The following is a 15446-nucleotide window of genomic DNA, read 5'->3' on the forward strand; positions in this document are numbered from 1 at the left end:
CGCGTCGGCCCGCAGTCTCAGGAGGGCCGGGGCCTCAGTAGGTCAGGCTCGTGAGGTACTCGAAGGAGTCGGCGGCGAACTCCCGCCCGTCCGGCGCGAAGTCGTACTCGACGGTGTAGTACTTGACCTTGCCCTGGGCGGCGCGGAGGATCGGCTCCCACTCGATCTCGCCCTCGCCGACGAGACGCGGCTTTTGACGAATAGGTGTCGTCGGTGATGCGACCCGTGGACCTGCGTCCGCGGTGGTCCCCGAGATGGATACTGAGATCGTGGCCCGATCCGACAGCAGCACCACCCGTCCGACCGACGCGGACGTCACGGCCTTCCTCGCGACGGTCGAGCACCCCGTGCGACGACGCGACGCCGAACGTCTGGTCCGGCTCATGCACCGGGTCACGGGCGAGGAGCCCCGTATGTGGGGACCGTCGATCGTCGGCTTCGGCACCTACCACTACCGGTACGCGAGCGGGCGCGAGAACGACACGGCTGCGGCGGGGTTCTCCCCGCGCAAGGCCGCGACGACCGTCTACCTCATGGACGGCGTCGACGAGCACGCCGAGCTCCTGGGCCGGCTCGGGCCGCACTCCGTGGGCAAGGCGTGCGTGTACGTCAAGGACCTCGACGCGGTCGACCTGGACGTGCTCGAGGAGATGGTCCGCCGCTCGTACACGACGCTGACGGGCTCTCCCGCGTTCGGGAAGCGTGCGTCCGGGCCGTCGGCGGGGTCGGCGGACCGGGCGCCCGCCTGACGGTCGGACGATCCGTCAGGCGTCGCCGAGGACCTGGAGCAGCGCGTGCTCGCCGATGGCGCGCAGGTGCGGGGCGTCGTCGGAGTGCGCGAGCAGGATCGACGTGAACAGCACGGCCCAGGCGAGCGCGCGGTCCCAGGTCGCGTCGTCGGTCCCGCACCGCGCGACCACCCGCTCCCGGAACGTCGTTCGGGCGGGCGCGTCGAACGTGAGCCACGCGGTCGCCAGGTCCGTCGCCGGGTCGCCGCTCGTGATGTCGCCGAAGTCGACCACGGCGACGAGGCGCGCGACGTCCGCCGTGGGTGCGCCGTCGCGGGCGCCCGAGGTGGCGACCAGGTTCGCCGGGTGCAGGTCGCCGTGCAGCCACACGGCGGGACCGGTCCAGACCGGGGTGTCGAGCAGGCGCACCCACAGGTCGAGCAGGCGAGCAGCCTGGGGCACCGAGCCGGACGCGAGCCGCTCGCGCACCACGGTGTCACGCGCCGCGAGGGGGACGCCCCGGAAGGGGTTGGCGGGCGCGTCCGGCGGCGCGGGGACGTGCAGGGCTGCGACGACGTCGGCCAGCGGCTCGGCCAGCCCGCCGCGCGACGCGGGGTCCACGGTCCACGCGGCGACGCCGCGGAACCACGGGACCACGCTCCACGACCACGGGAAGACGGGTCCCGCCGAGCCGTCGGACGGTCGGCCGACGCGCACCGGCGTGGGCACGGCGACGGGCAGCCGCGGGGCGAGCACGGGGAGCCAACGCTGCTCGTTCTCCACGAGACCGGCGGCCGGCGCGCGGCGCGGCAGACGGAGCGCCAGGTCGTCGCCGAGCCGCAGCACGACGTTGTCCCAGCCGTTCGCGACGACCGCGAGCGGCAGGCCGGCCAGATCCGGGTGCTGGGACCTGAGGAGGGCGCGCGCGAGGTCGACGGTGACGTCGACCTCGGCGGGAGGCATGAGGGGCACCCGCCGAAACTACCCGAGCCGTCGTCCTCGAACCCGTCCGCAGGGAGGCGACCCGGTCGGCTACCCTTCCGCGCATGTCGACATCACGTCCCGAGACGACGACGCGCGCGCCGCAGGCGTGGGCGACCCGGGAGGAGCTCACCGCGGCGCGCCTGCGCTTCGAGGCGCTCATGCCCGGATACCGGGCGCCGGCGGTCTACGGCACGGTCGTGCACCATGCCGACGGGACCACCGAGGTCGGTGCCGCGAACCGGGGGGAGCACGGGCTGCCCGCAGCCGTGATGTCGTTGCTCGTCGGCTGGGACGGCGTGACGCGGACCCTCGAGCTGCCCGGGGCGCTGCTCGCGCGGGCCGCCGAGCTGCTCGAACCGGCGGAAGCGGCGCGAGACCTCGAGCACCCGAACCTCCGGTCGTGGCGGCGGACCCTCGCGCACCTGGCGGGCCACCCCGGGTGCCGCGCCCTGGTCGTGCTCGTGGCCGACGAGCGGGACGCGCCCACGAGCCCGTACGACGTGCTGGTGCGGGAGCAGGTCGCTCACCGGAGCGCGTGACCGGGTGCCGCCGGCCGCCTCGCGTCCGAGCGGGCGCGCCCGGTGTCCGTCGGCTCCCTCAGAGCGGGGCGTCGACCGTGCGCGCGCGGTCCCACGGCTCGGTCCACCCGAGCCGGTCGAACAGCGCGTCGAGGAGCCCGCCCGTGAAGCCCCACACGAGGTGGTCCCGGCCGTCGGCGTGCACGAGGAAGCCCGGGCTCTTGTGCACGCGCCGCCCCTGGCGCACCGTCACGGTGCGTCGCCTGCCCGGGTCGAGCAGGTCCGCGACCGGGACGCGGAACACGTGCGCCGACTCCGCGTCGTCGACCACGCGCACGGGGGTGGGACGGGCCCACCAGCCGAGCACGGGCGTCACGAGGTGGTTGCTCACCGGGACGGGCAGCTCGCCGAGCGTCCCCAGCACCTCGACACCGGTGCGGTCGAGACCGGTCTCCTCGACGGCCTCGCGCAGCGCCGCGTCGACGGCGTCGTCGTCGGCCGGGTCGACCCGGCCGCCGGGGAAGGCGACCTGTCCCGGGTGGTGACCGAGCGTCGTCGCGCGGGCGAGGAGGAGGACGTCGAGGTCCCGCGCGACGGCTCGCGCGGCGTGGCCCGACGGCGCGCCGTCGAGCACGCCGAACAGCATGAGGACGGCCGCCGGGCGGGCCCGCGCGTCGAGCGCGCCCACGGCGACGCGCCACGGCGACGGCCAGTCGCCGCCGTCGTGGGGGAGGGCGGCGAGCTGGTCACGGGCGGGGGGTGGGGCCGTCGGGCCGTCGGGCGTCGCCACGCGAGGTCACCAGCTCACAGGGAGCGGGCGGCCCTCCTCGTACCCCGCGGCGGACTGGATGCCGACGACGGCGCGCTCCGCGAACTGCGCGAGGTCCGCCGCGCCTGCGTACGTGCACGACGACCGCAGCCCGGACGTGATCTCGTCGAGCAGGTCCTCGACGCCGGGGCGCTGCGGGTCGAGGAACATGCGGCCGGAGCTGATGCCCTCCTCGTACAGGCCCTTGCGCGCGCGGTCGAACGGCGAGCCGCCGGCCGTGCGCGCGGCGACCGCCCGGGCCGACGCCATGCCGAAGCTCTCCTTGTAGAGGCGACCGGTGCCGTCGTCGTGCAGGTCGCCGGGGGACTCGTAGGTCCCCGCGAACCACGACCCGATCATCACCTGGGACGCGCCGGCCGCGAGAGCCAGGGCGACGTCGCGCGGGTGCCGCACGCCGCCGTCGGCCCACACGTGCTTGCCCAGCTCGCGCGCCGCCGCGGCGCACTCCAGCACCGCGGAGAACTGGGGCCGCCCGACGGCGGTCATCATGCGCGTCGTGCACATCGCGCCCGGGCCGACGCCGACCTTCACGATGTCGGCGCCCGCCGCGACGAGGTCGCGCACGCCGTCGGCGGTGACCACGTTGCCCGCGACGACCGGGACGTCGGGCGCGACGGAGCGGACGGCGTCGAGCGCCTGGAGCATCTTCGCCTGGTGGCCGTGCGCGGTGTCGACGACGAGCACGTCGACCCCCGCGGCGAGCAGCTCCTTGGTCTTGGCCGCGACGTCGCCGTTGATGCCGACCGCCGCGCCGACGCGCAGGCGGCCCGCGGTGTCGAGCGCCGGGGTGTACACGGACGAGCGCAGCGCGCCCTTGCGCGTGAGAACGCCGACGATCGCGCCGTCGCGCGTCACGGGAGCGACCTTGAGGCGCGCCGTGTAGAGCTGGTCGAACGCGGCCTCGAGCCCGGCGCGCCCGCCGTCGAGGATCGACGCGTCGAGCGCGAGCGGGTGGTCGGTCATGACCTGGTGGACCTGCGTGAACCGGTCGACGCCGGTGCAGTCGGCCTCGGTGACGACGCCGACCGGGCGACCGTCGTCCACGACGACCGCAGCGCCGTGGGCGCGCTTGCCGATGAGCGTCAGCGCGGTGTGGACCGTGTCGTGCGGGCGGACCACGACCGGCGTCTCGATGACCGGGTCCTTGGACTTCACGTCCGCCACCACGTCGGCGACGACGTCGGTCGGGACGTCCTGGGGGAGGATCGCGATCCCACCGCGCCGCGCGACGGTCTCGGCCATCCGGCGGCCGGCGACCGCGGTCATGTTCGCGACGACGAGCGGGACCGTGGTGCCCGTGCCGTCCGCGGAGGAGAGGTCGACGTCGAAGCGGGACGTGACCTCGGAGCGCGACGGGACGAGGAAGACGTCGCCGTACGTGAGGTCGGTCGCGGGGGTCTGGCCGGGCAGGAAGCGCATGGTGCCATCCTACGGTGGCCAGCCGGGCTGTCCGCAGGGTGGAAGCGAACTTCCGCCCTGGTCCACGGGCGTCCCGTGCCGGAGTGTGCGTCAATGGCGTGAAGGTCTCGTCGTCCCGCGCACCGCTGCGCGGGACACCGCCGCGGAGCACCTAGAGTTGTGTGGCTGGTCGGACGGGAACGGAACGGAGCACTGCATGAGCCTGCTGAGCACGATCACCTCCCCTGAGGACGTGCAACGGCTGACCCCCGCCCAGTCCCGCGAGCTCGCCGCCGAGATCCGGGCCTTCCTCGTGGACTCCGTGTCGCGCACGGGCGGCCACCTCGGGCCGAACCTCGGCGTCGTCGAGCTGACGATCGCCATGCACCGCGTCTTCTCGTCGCCGACGGACACGTTCGTGTTCGACACCGGCCACCAGTCCTACGTGCACAAGCTCCTCACGGGTCGGCAGGACTTCTCCGCGCTGCGCAAGAAGGACGGTCTGTCGGGCTACCCGTCGCGCGCCGAGTCCGAGCACGACGTCGTCGAGAACTCGCACGCCTCGACCGCGCTCTCCTGGGGTGACGGCATCGCGAAGGCGAACGTCGTGCGGGGCCTGACGGACCGGCACGTCGTCGCGGTCATCGGTGACGGTGCGCTCACGGGCGGCATGGCGTGGGAGGCCCTCAACAACATCGCGGAGTCGCAGGACCGCCGGCTGATCGTCGTCGTCAACGACAACGGCCGCTCCTACTCGCCGACGATCGGCGGCATGGCGCACCACCTGTCGACCCTGCGCACGACGCGCGGCTACGAGAGCTTCCTCCAGTGGGGCAAGCGCACGCTGACCCGGTCCGGTGCGCCCGGACGGTTCGCGTACGAGTGGCTGCACGGGCTGAAGAAGGGTCTCAAGGACGTCGTCGCGCCGCAGGGCATGTTCGAGGACCTGGGGATCAAGTACATCGGGCCGATCGACGGTCACGACGTCGAGGCGATGGAGCACGCGCTCCGCCGCGCCCGCTCCTACGGCGCGCCGGTGCTCGTGCACGCGATCACCGAGAAGGGCCGGGGCTACTCCCCGGCCGAGCAGGACGTCGCCGACCGGTTCCACGCCGTGGGCAAGATCCACCCGGAGACCGGCCTGCCCGTCGCGCCCTCGCGCTTCGGCTGGACGAGCGTGTTCGCCGACGAGATCGTCCAGATCGGCCGTCGGCGGTCCGACGTCGTGGCGATCACCGCGGCCATGCTCGAGCCCGTCGGCCTCAAGCCGTTCTCGCAGGCGTTCCCCGAGCGCACGTTCGACGTCGGCATCGCGGAGCAGCACGCCGCGACCTCGGCGGCGGGCATGGCCTTCGCCGGGCTGCACCCGGTCGTCGCCGTCTACGCGACGTTCCTCAACCGCGCGTTCGACCAGGTGCTCATGGACGTCGCGCTGCACAAGGCGGGCGTGACGTTCGTGCTCGACCGCGCCGGCATCACCGGCGACGACGGTGCGAGCCACAACGGCATGTGGGACATGGCGATGCTGCGCATCGTCCCCGGCCTGCGCCTCGCGGCGCCGCGCGACGAGGAGACGCTGCGCACGGCGCTGCGCGAGGCCGTGGACGTCGACGACGCCCCGACCGTCGTGCGGTACCCGAAGGGCGCGCTCTCCGAGGCGCTGCCCGCGGTCGACACGGTCGACGGCGTCGACCTGCTCGCGGTGCCCGCGGACGCCGCGGTGTCCGGCACGGGCACGCCGGTGACCGACGCCGCCGCGACGGTCGCAGGGCCACGTCGCCGCGTCCTGCTCGTCGGTCTGGGCTCGATGGCGCAGGTCGCGCTCGGGGCGGCGGAGTCGCTCACGACGCACGGCGTGGACGTCACCGTGGCGTCGCCGACGTGGGTCCTCCCGATGCCGAGCGCGCTCGTGAAGCTGGCCGGAGAGCACGACCTCGTCGTGAGCGTCGAGGACGGTGTCGTCGACGGCGGCGTCGGGGCGCTCCTCGCGCAGCGCGCCCTCGAGTCCGGTGTGCGCACGCCGGTCCACGCGATCGGGCTGCCCGCGCAGTTCCTCGACCACGCGAGCCGCGACCAGGTCGCGACGGCGTCCCGCCTCACGGCCGCCGACGTCGCGCGCGACGTGCTCGACGGTCTCGCGGCGCTCGGGCGCGACTGACCTGCGCAGGCTCGCCGCGCCCGGTGACCGATCTCGCGCCCGGCGGCGGATCCGGCGCCGAGCAGCCGATCGCGCGCGGACGGGCCGACCGCGCGACCGCGCGACTGCGCTAGGGTCCGGCGCATGATCTGGCTCCTCGACCTCGACAACACGCTCGTCGGGCGCGACCTCGCGTTCGCCGCCTGGGCCCGCGGAGCGGTCGCGGACGCGGGCGGGGACGAGTCCGACGTCGTCGCGATCGTGGCGGCGGACCGGGGAGGCCACGCCCCGAAGACGGACGTCGCGCGCGTGATCGTCGACCGGCTCGGGTGGACCGACGAGCTGCCCGCGGTGGTCGAACGCTTCCGGCGCGGGATCCTCGATCACGTCGAGGCGTACCCGGGGGTGCTGGCCGCGCTGGACGCGCTGCGCGCGGACGGGCACCGGGTCGTCGTCGTGACGAACGGCACGTCGGCGCAGCAGCGCGGGAAGATCGCCCGCTGCGCCGTCGCGCCGCACGTCGACGCCGTCGTGGTCTCCGACGAGGAGCAGGTCGCCAAGCCGGACCCGCGCCTGCTCGAGATCGCGCTGGAGCGCATCGGCGCCGAGGCGGTCGACCGGCGCGAGGTCTGGATGGTCGGGGACGCTCCCCACCTCGACGTCGCCGCAGGTCGCGCGGCGGGTGTGCGCACGGCCTGGGTCTCGCACGGGCACGCCTGGGCGGGAGGGGCGGAGCCCGACGTGGTCGGCACGACGACGATCGAGACGCTGGCGCTCGCGGCGGCGACCCAGGAGGCGGCCCAGGTCGCGGCGACCGGTCCCGGGGCGCCCGCCCCGCTGTAGCGGTCGCTCAGGAGTGCGTGACGCCGACGGCCTTCTCGACGACGACGCGCAGGTCCCCGCCCGACTCGGCGAACCACTCGCGCTGTCGAGCCGCGCCGTTGCCGCGTGACCACAGCCGCCCCAGCAGCTCGGTCACGGTGTCGAGGTCGTCGTTGTCGACGAGCGCCTCGCGCACGTGCGTGACGAGCTGTCCCACGACGTCGTGCGCAGGTGCCGGGCGCCAGGTGAGCGGCGAGACGAGGTCCTCGCCCAGCCCCGAGCGGCCGGCGCGCCACGAGGCGGTGCGCAGGAGCTCGGTCCGCAGCTCGGGCGCGTCCTTGCCCGCCGCCGCCTCACGGGCCGCGGTCTCGACGAGACCGCGAGCGAGCGCAGCGACGAGGGCCGCGGTGTCCGGGTCGAGGCACACGTCGGCGATGCGGATCTCGACGGTCGGGTACCGCGCCGAGAGCCGGGCGTCGAAGTACACCATCGCCTGGTCGAGGATGGTGCCCGTCGCGACGAGCGAGGCGACGGCGTCGTGGTACGCCTCCGGGCTGCCGAACGAACGCGCCGGCCCCGAGGTGGGCCACCGCGACCACACCTGCGACCGGAAGCTCGCGTAGCCGCTGTCCTCGCCCTGCCAGTACGGCGAGTTGGTGCTCAGGGCGAGCAGCGTCGCGAGCCACGGGCCGATCCGGTCGAGGACGGCGACGCCCTCCGTGTCGTCCGCCACGGCGACGTGGACGTGGCACCCGCTCGTGAGCTGCTCGCGGGCGGTCAGCCCGAACGCGGCCCGCGCCTCGAGGTAGCGCAGGCGGCCCACCGTCGTGCCCTCGAACGGCAGCGGCGACGTGGACAGCGCGGCCACGCGGGCGCCGACCTGGTCGGCCGCCTCCTGCGCGCGGGCGCGTCCGGCGCGGATCTCCTTCGCGAGATCCTCCAGCTCGGTGCGCGGGTGCGTTGCCGTCTCGAGCTGCTCCTCCATGAACTCCGACTCGAGCGAGCCGGTGCCGCCGTCCTTGTCCGACGTCCCGGTCGCCTCGAGCGCTTCCTGGGCCTTGGCGACGGGTCGGCCGTCCTCCCCGACGAGCAGGAACTCTTCTTCCACACCTACGGTCCGTTTCACCCGGGAAGTCTCACACGGACGGGCAGCGCTTGCCGCCGGTGGTGCTCGCCGGCGGCACGAGCTGCTGCGAAGCGGCGGCCGAGGGTGCACCGAGGCTTGTGAAGGTGGTCACAAGATGTCTCGGCGGCGGCTCCCAGGGGCCCGATATCGTTGATATCCCGCCGTTCTGCTCCGTCGCGCCCGGCTCGGGACCTAGGTCCCCGGGAGGCCCGGAACCGCCCCACGCGCGGCCTGACGTCCCTAGCCTGGAGGTGGCGACGGAGCCCGGGGCAGGGTTGTCGAGGGCTACCGGGAGCCGGCCGGCGCGCGGACCAGCGCGTCAGGCACGAAGGAGGACCGATGACCAGCGTTTCCGAGGCACCGCGCACGCAGGGCGTGACCCGTCCGCAGACCGACGACGCCCACGTCCCCGCCTGGGAGGGCTTCGTGGACGGCCCGTGGCGCGACCATGTCGACGTCCGCGACTTCATCCAGCGCAACTATCGCCCCTACACGGGCGACGCCTCGTTCCTCGAGGGCCCGACGGAGCGCACGACCGGCATCTGGTCGACGCTCTCCGCGATGTTCCCCACCGAGCGCGAGAAGGGCGTCTACGACGTCGACCCGCACACCCCGGCGGGCATCACGGCGCACGCTCCCGGCTACATCGACCAGGAGAACGAGATCGTGGTCGGCCTCCAGACCGACGCGCCGCTCAAGCGCGCGATCATGCCGAACGGTGGCTGGCGCATGGTGGAGGGTGCCCTGAAGACCTACGGCTACGAGGTCGACGAGACGCTGAAGAAGGTCTTCAGCGAGCACCGCAAGACGCACAACCAGGGCGTGTTCGACGTCTACCCGCCGAACGTCCGGGCCGCGCGCAGCTCGCACATCATCACGGGCCTCCCGGACGCCTACGGGCGCGGCCGGATCATCGGCGACTACCGACGTGTCGCGCTGTACGGCGTCGACGCCCTCGTCGCGGCGAAGAAGCTCGACAAGCTCGAGCTCGACACGCAGCCGTTCAGCGAGAAGGTCGTGCGCGAGCGCGAGGAGCACGCGGAGCAGATCCGGGCCCTCGGTGAGCTCAAGGAGATGGCCGCGTCCTACGGGTACGACATCTCCGGTCCGGCGACGAGCGCCCGCGAGGCCGTGCAGTGGCTCTACTTCGCGTACCTCGCCGCGGTGAAGGAGCAGAACGGCGCCGCGATGTCGCTCGGTCGCACGTCGACGTTCCTCGACGTGTTCCTCGACCGCGACCTCGAGGCCGGGCGCATCACGGAGTCGCAGGCGCAGGAGATCGTCGACGACTTCGTCATCAAGCTGCGCATCGTGCGGTTCCTGCGCACGCCGGAGTACGACGCGCTCTTCTCCGGCGACCCGACGTGGGTCACCGAGACGATCGCCGGCATGGGCGAGGACGGCCGGCCTCTCGTCACGAAGAGCTCGTTCCGCTTCCTGCAGACCCTGTACAACCTCGGTCCGGCGCCGGAGCCCAACATGACGGTCTTCTGGAGCCCCGCGCTGCCGCAGGGGTTCAAGGACTTCTGCGCGCAGGTGTCGATCGACACGTCCGCGGTGCAGTACGAGTCGGACGAGCTCATCCGCGCCGCGTGGGGCGACGACGCCGCGATCGCGTGCTGCGTGTCCCCGATGCGCGTCGGCAAGCAGATGCAGTTCTTCGGTGCGCGCGTCAACCTCGCCAAGACGCTGCTCTACGCGATCAACGGCGGGCGGGACGAGGTCTCGGGCAAGCAGGTCTCGCCCGTGGCGGCTCCCGTCGAGGGCGACGTGCTGGACTACGACGACGTCCTGGCGAAGTTCGACGCGACGATGGACTGGCTCGCCGCCACGTACGTCGAGGCGCTCAACTGCATCCACTGGTCGCACGACAAGTACGCGTACGAGCGGCTCGAGATGGCGCTGCACGACAAGGACGTGCTGCGCACCATGGCGTGCGGCATCGCGGGGCTGTCCGTCGCGGCGGACTCGTTGTCGGCGATCAAGCACGCCAGGGTCTCCGTCGTGCGCGACGAGCGCGGCCTCGTCGTCGACTACGTCACCGAGGGCGAGTTCCCCACGTACGGCAACGACGACGACCGGGCCGACGCGATCGCCGTCGACCTCGTCGAGCGGTTCATGGCGAAGGTGCGCACGCACCCGATGTACCGCGACGCGGTACCGACGCAGTCGGTCCTGACGATCACGTCGAACGTCGTGTACGGCAAGGCGACGGGGAACACGCCTGACGGCCGCCGCGCCGGCGAGCCGTTCGCCCCGGGGGCCAACCCCATGAACGGGCGCGACACGCACGGCATGCTCGCCTCGGCGCTCTCGGTGGCCAAGCTCCCGTACGACGAGGCGCAGGACGGCATCTCGCTGACCAACACGGTGGTGCCGAGCGGGCTCGGGCGCACGAAGGAGGAGCAGGTCACGAACCTCGCCGGCCTCCTCGACGCCTACGTCGGCTCGAACGGCTACCACATGAACGTCAACGTGCTGAACCGCGAGACGCTGCTGGACGCCATGGACCACCCGGAGGACTACCCGCAGCTGACGATCCGCGTGTCCGGCTACGCGGTGAACTTCGTCCGCCTCACGCGCGAGCAGCAGCTCGACGTGCTCTCGCGCACCTTCCACGGCGCGCTCTGACGAGCGCTGAGGAGCCAGCCATGACCGTCACCCTTCCCGGCCCCGCCGTCCGCGCGTCGCGCGGGAGCGGCGCCGCCGGTGCCACCCTGCCCGGCGACGCCACGCGCCTCGACGTCCCGGGTGCCCCGAGCTCCGCGGCCGAGCCCGCGGCGTCGGGCACGCCCGTGGGCCACGCGCGCCGGGCGGGCGCGGGCCTGGACGGGCTGACGGTCGCGGACGTGGACCGGGCCGACAAGCTCGCGGCGATGCGCGCCGGCGAGCTCGGCTCGGTCCACTCCTGGGAGCTCGTCACCGCCGTGGACGGCCCCGGGACGCGGCTCACGGTGTTCCTCAACGGGTGCCCGTTGCGGTGCCTGTACTGCCACAACCCCGACACGTTCGCGATGAAGGACGGCAAGCCGGTCACTGCGGACGGTCTCCTGGCGCGGGTGCGGCGCTACCTGCCGGTGTTCCGGGCCACCCGCGGGGGGCTCACGCTCTCCGGCGGCGAGGTGCTCATGCAGCCCGCGTTCGCGGCCCGCGTCCTGCGGGGCGCACAGGCGATGGGCGTGCACACCGCGCTCGACACGTCGGGCTTCCTCGGCGCGAACGCGACCGACGCGATGCTCGACGACGCCGACCTCGTGCTGCTCGACGTGAAGTCGGGTGACCCGGAGACCTACCGCCGCGTGACGGGCCGCGAGCTCGAGCCGACGCTGCGGTTCGGGCGCCGGCTCGCGGAGCGCGGGCTGACCGGCCACGGCCCCGAGGTGTGGATCCGGTTCGTGCTCGTGCCCGGGCTCACGGACGAAACGCAGAACGTCGAGAAGGTCGCGGAGTACGCGGCCTCGCTGAATGCGATCCGTCCCGGGACGGTGACCCGCGTCGAGGTGCTGCCCTTCCATCAGATGGGCCGCGACAAGTGGGACGCGCTCGGTCGCACCTACGCGCTGGAGGACACGCCCGCGCCGTCGGCCGAGCTGACCGACCGCGTGCGCGACCAGTTCCGGGCGCACGGCCTGACGACGTACTGAGCGCACCTCGGTCGGCGCCGGCCGCCGGTGATACCGTTCTGGTATCACTGCACCCCTGGAGGTTCCGATGGCCATGACGTTGCGGCTCGACGACGAGGCGCAGGCTGCGCTGGAACGTATCGCGCGTCGAGACGGTGTCTCGGCCAACGTCGCGGTCGGCCGCGCCGTCGTGGAGTACGACGCCAAGCGGCGAGAGCTGCGCGACCGGCTCATCGCGCAGATCGTCGAGAAGGACCGCGAGCTCCTCGACCGGCTCGCGCAGTAGCAGTGGTCGTCTACCTGGACGAGGACGACCTGCTCGCCGCTGCGGACGCCTTCCTCGGCGCTCCCGCAGTCGTGCGGGACTACGGGCTGCTCTCGTCGGCTCTCGCGCGCCCCGGGGCGTCCCTGTTCGGGGTGGAGGCGTATCCGGGGCTCGACGAGAAGGCGGCTGCTCTGCTGCTCTCGCTGACGAAGAATCACGCACTCATCGACGGGAAAAAGCGCCTCGGCTGGGTCGGGGTGCGGCTCTTCTACGCGCTGAACGGTGCGCGACTCGCCATGCCGCAGGACGACGCCTACGACCTCGTCATCCAGATCGCCGCCGGCGAGGTCGAGGACGTGCCGACCGTCGCGGCCAGGCTCGCAGCCTGCGTGATCCGCAGCGAGACGTGACCGAGGACGTGCCGCCGCGCCGTGACGTGGCAGCGGCGCGGCAGGTTGTCGAGGACGGCGACTGGCTCTCCGCGCTGCTCGCGCAGCTCCTCGGTGCGCCGTCGGTGGCGCGCGAGCGCGTCCGTTCCGCGTTCGGCGACAGCCGCGAGGAGAAGGTCCTCGCGCACCTCGACGGGGTCGACGTCGCGGCGCTGCGCGACGTGACGCGCGAGCGGATTCGCCTCGGCACGCTCACCGACGCCGGGGTCGCGACGGTCGGCGACGTCGCGCGCCTCGGACGCCGGGGGCTCGAGCGCGTCCCGGGCATCGGCCCGCAGACCGCGACCCACCTGCTCGCCGCGGCGGAGCAGGTGGCGCGCGCCGTGCGCGAGAGCCTGCGGTTCCGCATCGACCTCACCCCGACCGACCCCGTCGCCACCGCGCTCGTGCAGGCGCTGCACACGCTCGACCAGGCCGACGCCGCCGTCGCGCGCTACGGCGAGCAGGCGCGCCGCACCCTCGCCGAGCACACGCGCGTGCACGACGACGCGCGGGTCGCCGCGAGCGGGACTCGCCGGTTCTTCGCGTGGGGCGAGCGCCGCCGTCGGGCGTTCGCCGCCGTCGCGACCCTCGCCGATCTGGGTGACGAGGCCAGCGCCACGGGGCTCGCCGAGGAGGCGGGCCGCGTCGTCGCGCTGCTGGCCGAGCCAGGCCGCCCGTACGACGTATGGGAGGACTTCCGCCGCCGCTCGGCCGCGTACTACGCGCTGCTCGACGGCGTCGCCCCCACGGGCCGCGACCTCGCCGCGACCGAGGGCCACCTGCCGGCGGAGCTCGTCGAGCGCGTCCAGACCCAGGCGCTCGACGAGACGCTCCTGCGGGCCTCGCTGCGCGGGTACCAGGCGTTCGGCACCCGGTTCGCGCTGGCGCAGGGCCGCGTGATCCTCGGCGACGAGATGGGCCTCGGCAAGACGGTCCAGGCCATCGCGGTGATCGCGCACCTCGTCGCGCGGGGCGCGACGCACGCCGTCGTGGTGTGCCCCGCGAGCGTGCTGACGAGCTGGGTGCGCGAGCTGCGCGCGCACTCGACGCTCGCGGTCCACGCGCTGCACGGCGAGGCGCGCGAGGAGGCGGCGACGGCGTGGCGCACGCGCGGCGGTGTCGCGGTCACGACGTTCGCCGGGCTGCGCACCGCCGGACCGGAGTGGTTCACCGCGGCGGGGCCGGCCGTCGTCGTGGTCGACGAGGCGCACTTCGTGAAGAACCCTGAGGCGAAGCGGTCCCTGGCCGTCGCCGCGCTCGCGGCCGGGACGCCGCACGCGCTGCTCCTCACCGGGACGGCGATGGAGAACCGCGTCGAGGAGTTCCGCACGCTCGTCGGCTACCTCCGGCCGGAGCTCGCCGCCGATCTCGACGCCGCCGCGGGCGCCGCCGGTCCCGAGGCGTTCCGCCGGGCGGTCGCGCCGGTGTACCTGCGACGCAACGCGGAGGACGTCCTCGAAGAGCTGCCCGAGCTCGTGCAGGTCGACGAGTGGGAGGAGCTCGGGACCGTCGACGGCGCGGCGTACCGGGCTGCGACCGCGGACGGGGCGTTCATGGCGATGCGCCGTGCGGCGTTCGCGGTGGACCATCCCGAGGACTCGGCCAAGGTGCGTCGCCTCGTGGAGATCGTGGGGGAGGCGACCCAGAACGGGCGCAAGGTCGTCGTGTTCTCGTACTTCCGCGACGTCGTCGACCTCGTCGTCCGGGCGCTCGGCGACGTCGCGCTCGGCCCCCTCACGGGGTCCGTCCCGGCCACGGCCCGGCAGGTCGTGGTCGACGAGTTCACCGCGTCACCCGTGCCCCGCGCGCTCGTGAGCCAGATCGACGTCGGGGGAGTGGGCCTGAACCTCCAGGCTGCCTCCGTCGTGATCCTCTGCGAACCGCAGACCAAGCCCACGACGGAGGCCCAGGCGATCGCGCGGGCACACCGCATGGGACAGGTCGAGACGGTGCAGGTCCACCGGCTGCTGACGGTCGACAGCGTCGACGAGCACCTCGTGCGGATCCTCGACACCAAGACGCGGCTCTTCGACGCGTACGCGCGGCGCAGCGTGCTCGCGGAGGAGGTCGCGGGCGCCGTCGACGTGTCGGAGGCCGCGCTCGCGCGCACCATCGTCGCGGCGGAGCGGGCACGGCTCGTCGTCGACCCGCGCGTCACGTCGGTCGAGGACGCCCCCACGCACGACGCGGCGACGGGCTGACGGCCGTCCGGGGCGTCGGCGAGGATGGGGGGATGCCCGACATCTCCGGCGTCCAGGTGGGCGCCCTCGCGATCAACGTCACCGTCCCCGACGACCTCCGCTGGACCGACGAGCGTCGCGGCGAGGTCTTCGAGCTCCAGACGATCACCGTCCGGCTGCTGCCGGACGGTCACCTCGCCGCCAAGGCCTACGGTCGTCCCGTCGCCGGTGGTCGCGGCGGCTACGTCTCGTTCCGCGTCCCCGATCGCCCCGAGCTCGCCGCGCTCGTCGACGCGCGGGCCACCGCCGCGGCGCAGCGCTGGTCGGAGCACCGTGGTCTCGAGTAGCCCGGTCTGCGCCGAGACGTGACCTGCCGCCCTCGATCGGCCCGGATCCGGGGCGGAC

Annotated in this window: 15 protein-coding genes; 10 read left to right on the top strand and 5 right to left on the bottom strand. The window is 73.7% G+C overall.

What is annotated here, in order from left to right; genetic code table 11:
* Positions 1-34: 34 nt before the first annotated feature.
* The gene (locus V5D56_RS13165) at positions 35-295 is read right to left on the bottom strand and encodes a hypothetical protein (protein WP_435735763.1); all 261 of its coding nucleotides are present in this window, start codon (positions 293-295) and stop codon (positions 35-37) included.
* Between V5D56_RS13165 and V5D56_RS13170 the strand changes: the two genes are divergently transcribed.
* On the top strand, positions 270-749 hold the full coding sequence (locus V5D56_RS13170) for a DUF1801 domain-containing protein (protein ID WP_435735764.1): 480 nt from the start codon (positions 270-272) through the stop codon (positions 747-749). The genes V5D56_RS13165 and V5D56_RS13170 overlap by 26 nt on opposite strands.
* 15 nt (positions 750-764) lie before the next feature.
* On the opposite strand, the gene V5D56_RS13175 is transcribed toward V5D56_RS13170, so the two are convergent.
* Positions 765-1691, bottom strand: a complete 927-nt coding sequence (locus tag V5D56_RS13175) for an aminoglycoside phosphotransferase family protein (RefSeq protein ID WP_435739033.1) — start codon at positions 1689-1691, stop codon at positions 765-767.
* 83 nt (positions 1692-1774) lie between these two features.
* Here V5D56_RS13175 and V5D56_RS13180 point away from each other — a divergent pair, with 83 nt between their 5' ends.
* A complete protein-coding gene (locus V5D56_RS13180; RefSeq protein WP_435735765.1) occupies positions 1775-2251 on the top strand; it encodes a hypothetical protein in 477 nt (158 codons plus the stop codon).
* Between the two features lie 58 nt (positions 2252-2309).
* Here the strand turns inward: V5D56_RS13180 and V5D56_RS13185 are convergent, their stop codons facing one another.
* Positions 2310-3020 carry an NUDIX hydrolase gene (locus tag V5D56_RS13185; RefSeq protein ID WP_435735766.1) on the bottom strand — a complete coding sequence of 237 codons (711 nt, stop codon included), beginning with the start codon at positions 3018-3020 and terminating at the stop codon, positions 2310-2312.
* Positions 3021-3026: 6 nt separating this feature from the next.
* A complete protein-coding gene (locus V5D56_RS13190) occupies positions 3027-4478 on the bottom strand; it encodes a GuaB1 family IMP dehydrogenase-related protein (RefSeq protein ID WP_435735767.1) in 1452 nt (483 codons plus the stop codon).
* A 196-nt stretch (positions 4479-4674) separates the two neighbouring features.
* Here V5D56_RS13190 and dxs point away from each other — a divergent pair, with 196 nt between their 5' ends.
* Both dxs and V5D56_RS13200 read left to right on the top strand, forming a co-directional pair.
* Positions 4675-6615: a 1-deoxy-D-xylulose-5-phosphate synthase gene (gene dxs / locus V5D56_RS13195; RefSeq protein ID WP_435735768.1), complete on the top strand. Its 1941-nt coding sequence runs from the start codon at positions 4675-4677 to the stop codon at positions 6613-6615.
* 123 nt (positions 6616-6738) lie between these two features.
* A complete protein-coding gene (locus tag V5D56_RS13200; protein WP_435735769.1) occupies positions 6739-7437 on the top strand; it encodes an HAD family hydrolase in 699 nt (232 codons plus the stop codon).
* Between the two features lie 7 nt (positions 7438-7444).
* On the opposite strand, the gene V5D56_RS13205 is transcribed toward V5D56_RS13200, so the two are convergent.
* Positions 7445-8542 carry a carboxylate-amine ligase gene (locus V5D56_RS13205; RefSeq protein WP_435735770.1) on the bottom strand — a complete coding sequence of 366 codons (1098 nt, stop codon included), beginning with the start codon at positions 8540-8542 and terminating at the stop codon, positions 7445-7447.
* Between the two features lie 339 nt (positions 8543-8881).
* On the opposite strand from V5D56_RS13205, the gene pflB reads away from it, so the two are divergent.
* The 6 genes from pflB to V5D56_RS13235 all read left to right on the top strand — a co-directional run bounded on the left by pflB (position 8882) and on the right by V5D56_RS13235 (position 15388).
* Entirely contained in the window at positions 8882-11173 is a 2292-nt protein-coding gene (gene pflB, locus V5D56_RS13210) for a formate C-acetyltransferase (protein ID WP_435735771.1), read from the top strand.
* Between the two features lie 20 nt (positions 11174-11193).
* Positions 11194-12186, top strand: coding sequence for a pyruvate formate-lyase-activating protein (pflA, locus tag V5D56_RS13215; protein WP_435735772.1), 993 nt, complete (start codon positions 11194-11196; stop codon positions 12184-12186).
* A gap of 67 nt (positions 12187-12253) precedes the next feature.
* Positions 12254-12451: a CopG family transcriptional regulator gene (locus tag V5D56_RS13220; protein WP_435735773.1), complete on the top strand. Its 198-nt coding sequence runs from the start codon at positions 12254-12256 to the stop codon at positions 12449-12451.
* A gap of 2 nt (positions 12452-12453) precedes the next feature.
* Entirely contained in the window at positions 12454-12840 is a 387-nt protein-coding gene (locus V5D56_RS13225) for a type II toxin-antitoxin system death-on-curing family toxin (protein ID WP_435735774.1), read from the top strand.
* Positions 12837-15062, top strand: coding sequence for a DEAD/DEAH box helicase (locus V5D56_RS13230; protein WP_435735775.1), 2226 nt, complete (start codon positions 12837-12839; stop codon positions 15060-15062). The genes V5D56_RS13225 and V5D56_RS13230 overlap by 4 nt, the downstream gene beginning before the upstream one ends.
* 32 nt (positions 15063-15094) lie before the next feature.
* Entirely contained in the window at positions 15095-15388 is a 294-nt protein-coding gene (locus V5D56_RS13235) for a hypothetical protein (protein WP_435735776.1), read from the top strand.
* The last annotated feature ends 58 nt before the right edge of the window (positions 15389-15446 follow it).

Origin of the sequence: Cellulosimicrobium sp. PMB13 (assembly GCF_051294865.1) — a bacterium.
GTDB lineage: Bacteria > Actinomycetota > Actinomycetes > Actinomycetales > Cellulomonadaceae > Cellulosimicrobium.

Bases quoted from the DNA above. Each gene is read 5' to 3' on its own strand.
- dxs (WP_435735768.1), top strand. From the start codon at position 4,675: ATGAGCCTGCTGAGCACGATCACCTCCCCTGAGGACGTGCAACGGCTG.
- V5D56_RS13235 (WP_435735776.1), top strand. From the start codon at position 15,095: ATGCCCGACATCTCCGGCGTCCAGGTGGGCGCCCTCGCGATCAACGTC.
- V5D56_RS13190 (WP_435735767.1), bottom strand. From the start codon at position 4,478: ATGCGCTTCCTGCCCGGCCAGACCCCCGCGACCGACCTCACGTACGGC.
- V5D56_RS13180 (WP_435735765.1), top strand. From the start codon at position 1,775: ATGTCGACATCACGTCCCGAGACGACGACGCGCGCGCCGCAGGCGTGG.
- pflB (WP_435735771.1), top strand. From the start codon at position 8,882: ATGACCAGCGTTTCCGAGGCACCGCGCACGCAGGGCGTGACCCGTCCG.
- V5D56_RS13200 (WP_435735769.1), top strand. From the start codon at position 6,739: ATGATCTGGCTCCTCGACCTCGACAACACGCTCGTCGGGCGCGACCTC.
- pflA (WP_435735772.1), top strand. From the start codon at position 11,194: ATGACCGTCACCCTTCCCGGCCCCGCCGTCCGCGCGTCGCGCGGGAGC.
- V5D56_RS13220 (WP_435735773.1), top strand. From the start codon at position 12,254: ATGGCCATGACGTTGCGGCTCGACGACGAGGCGCAGGCTGCGCTGGAA.
- V5D56_RS13175 (WP_435739033.1), bottom strand. From the start codon at position 1,691: ATGCCTCCCGCCGAGGTCGACGTCACCGTCGACCTCGCGCGCGCCCTC.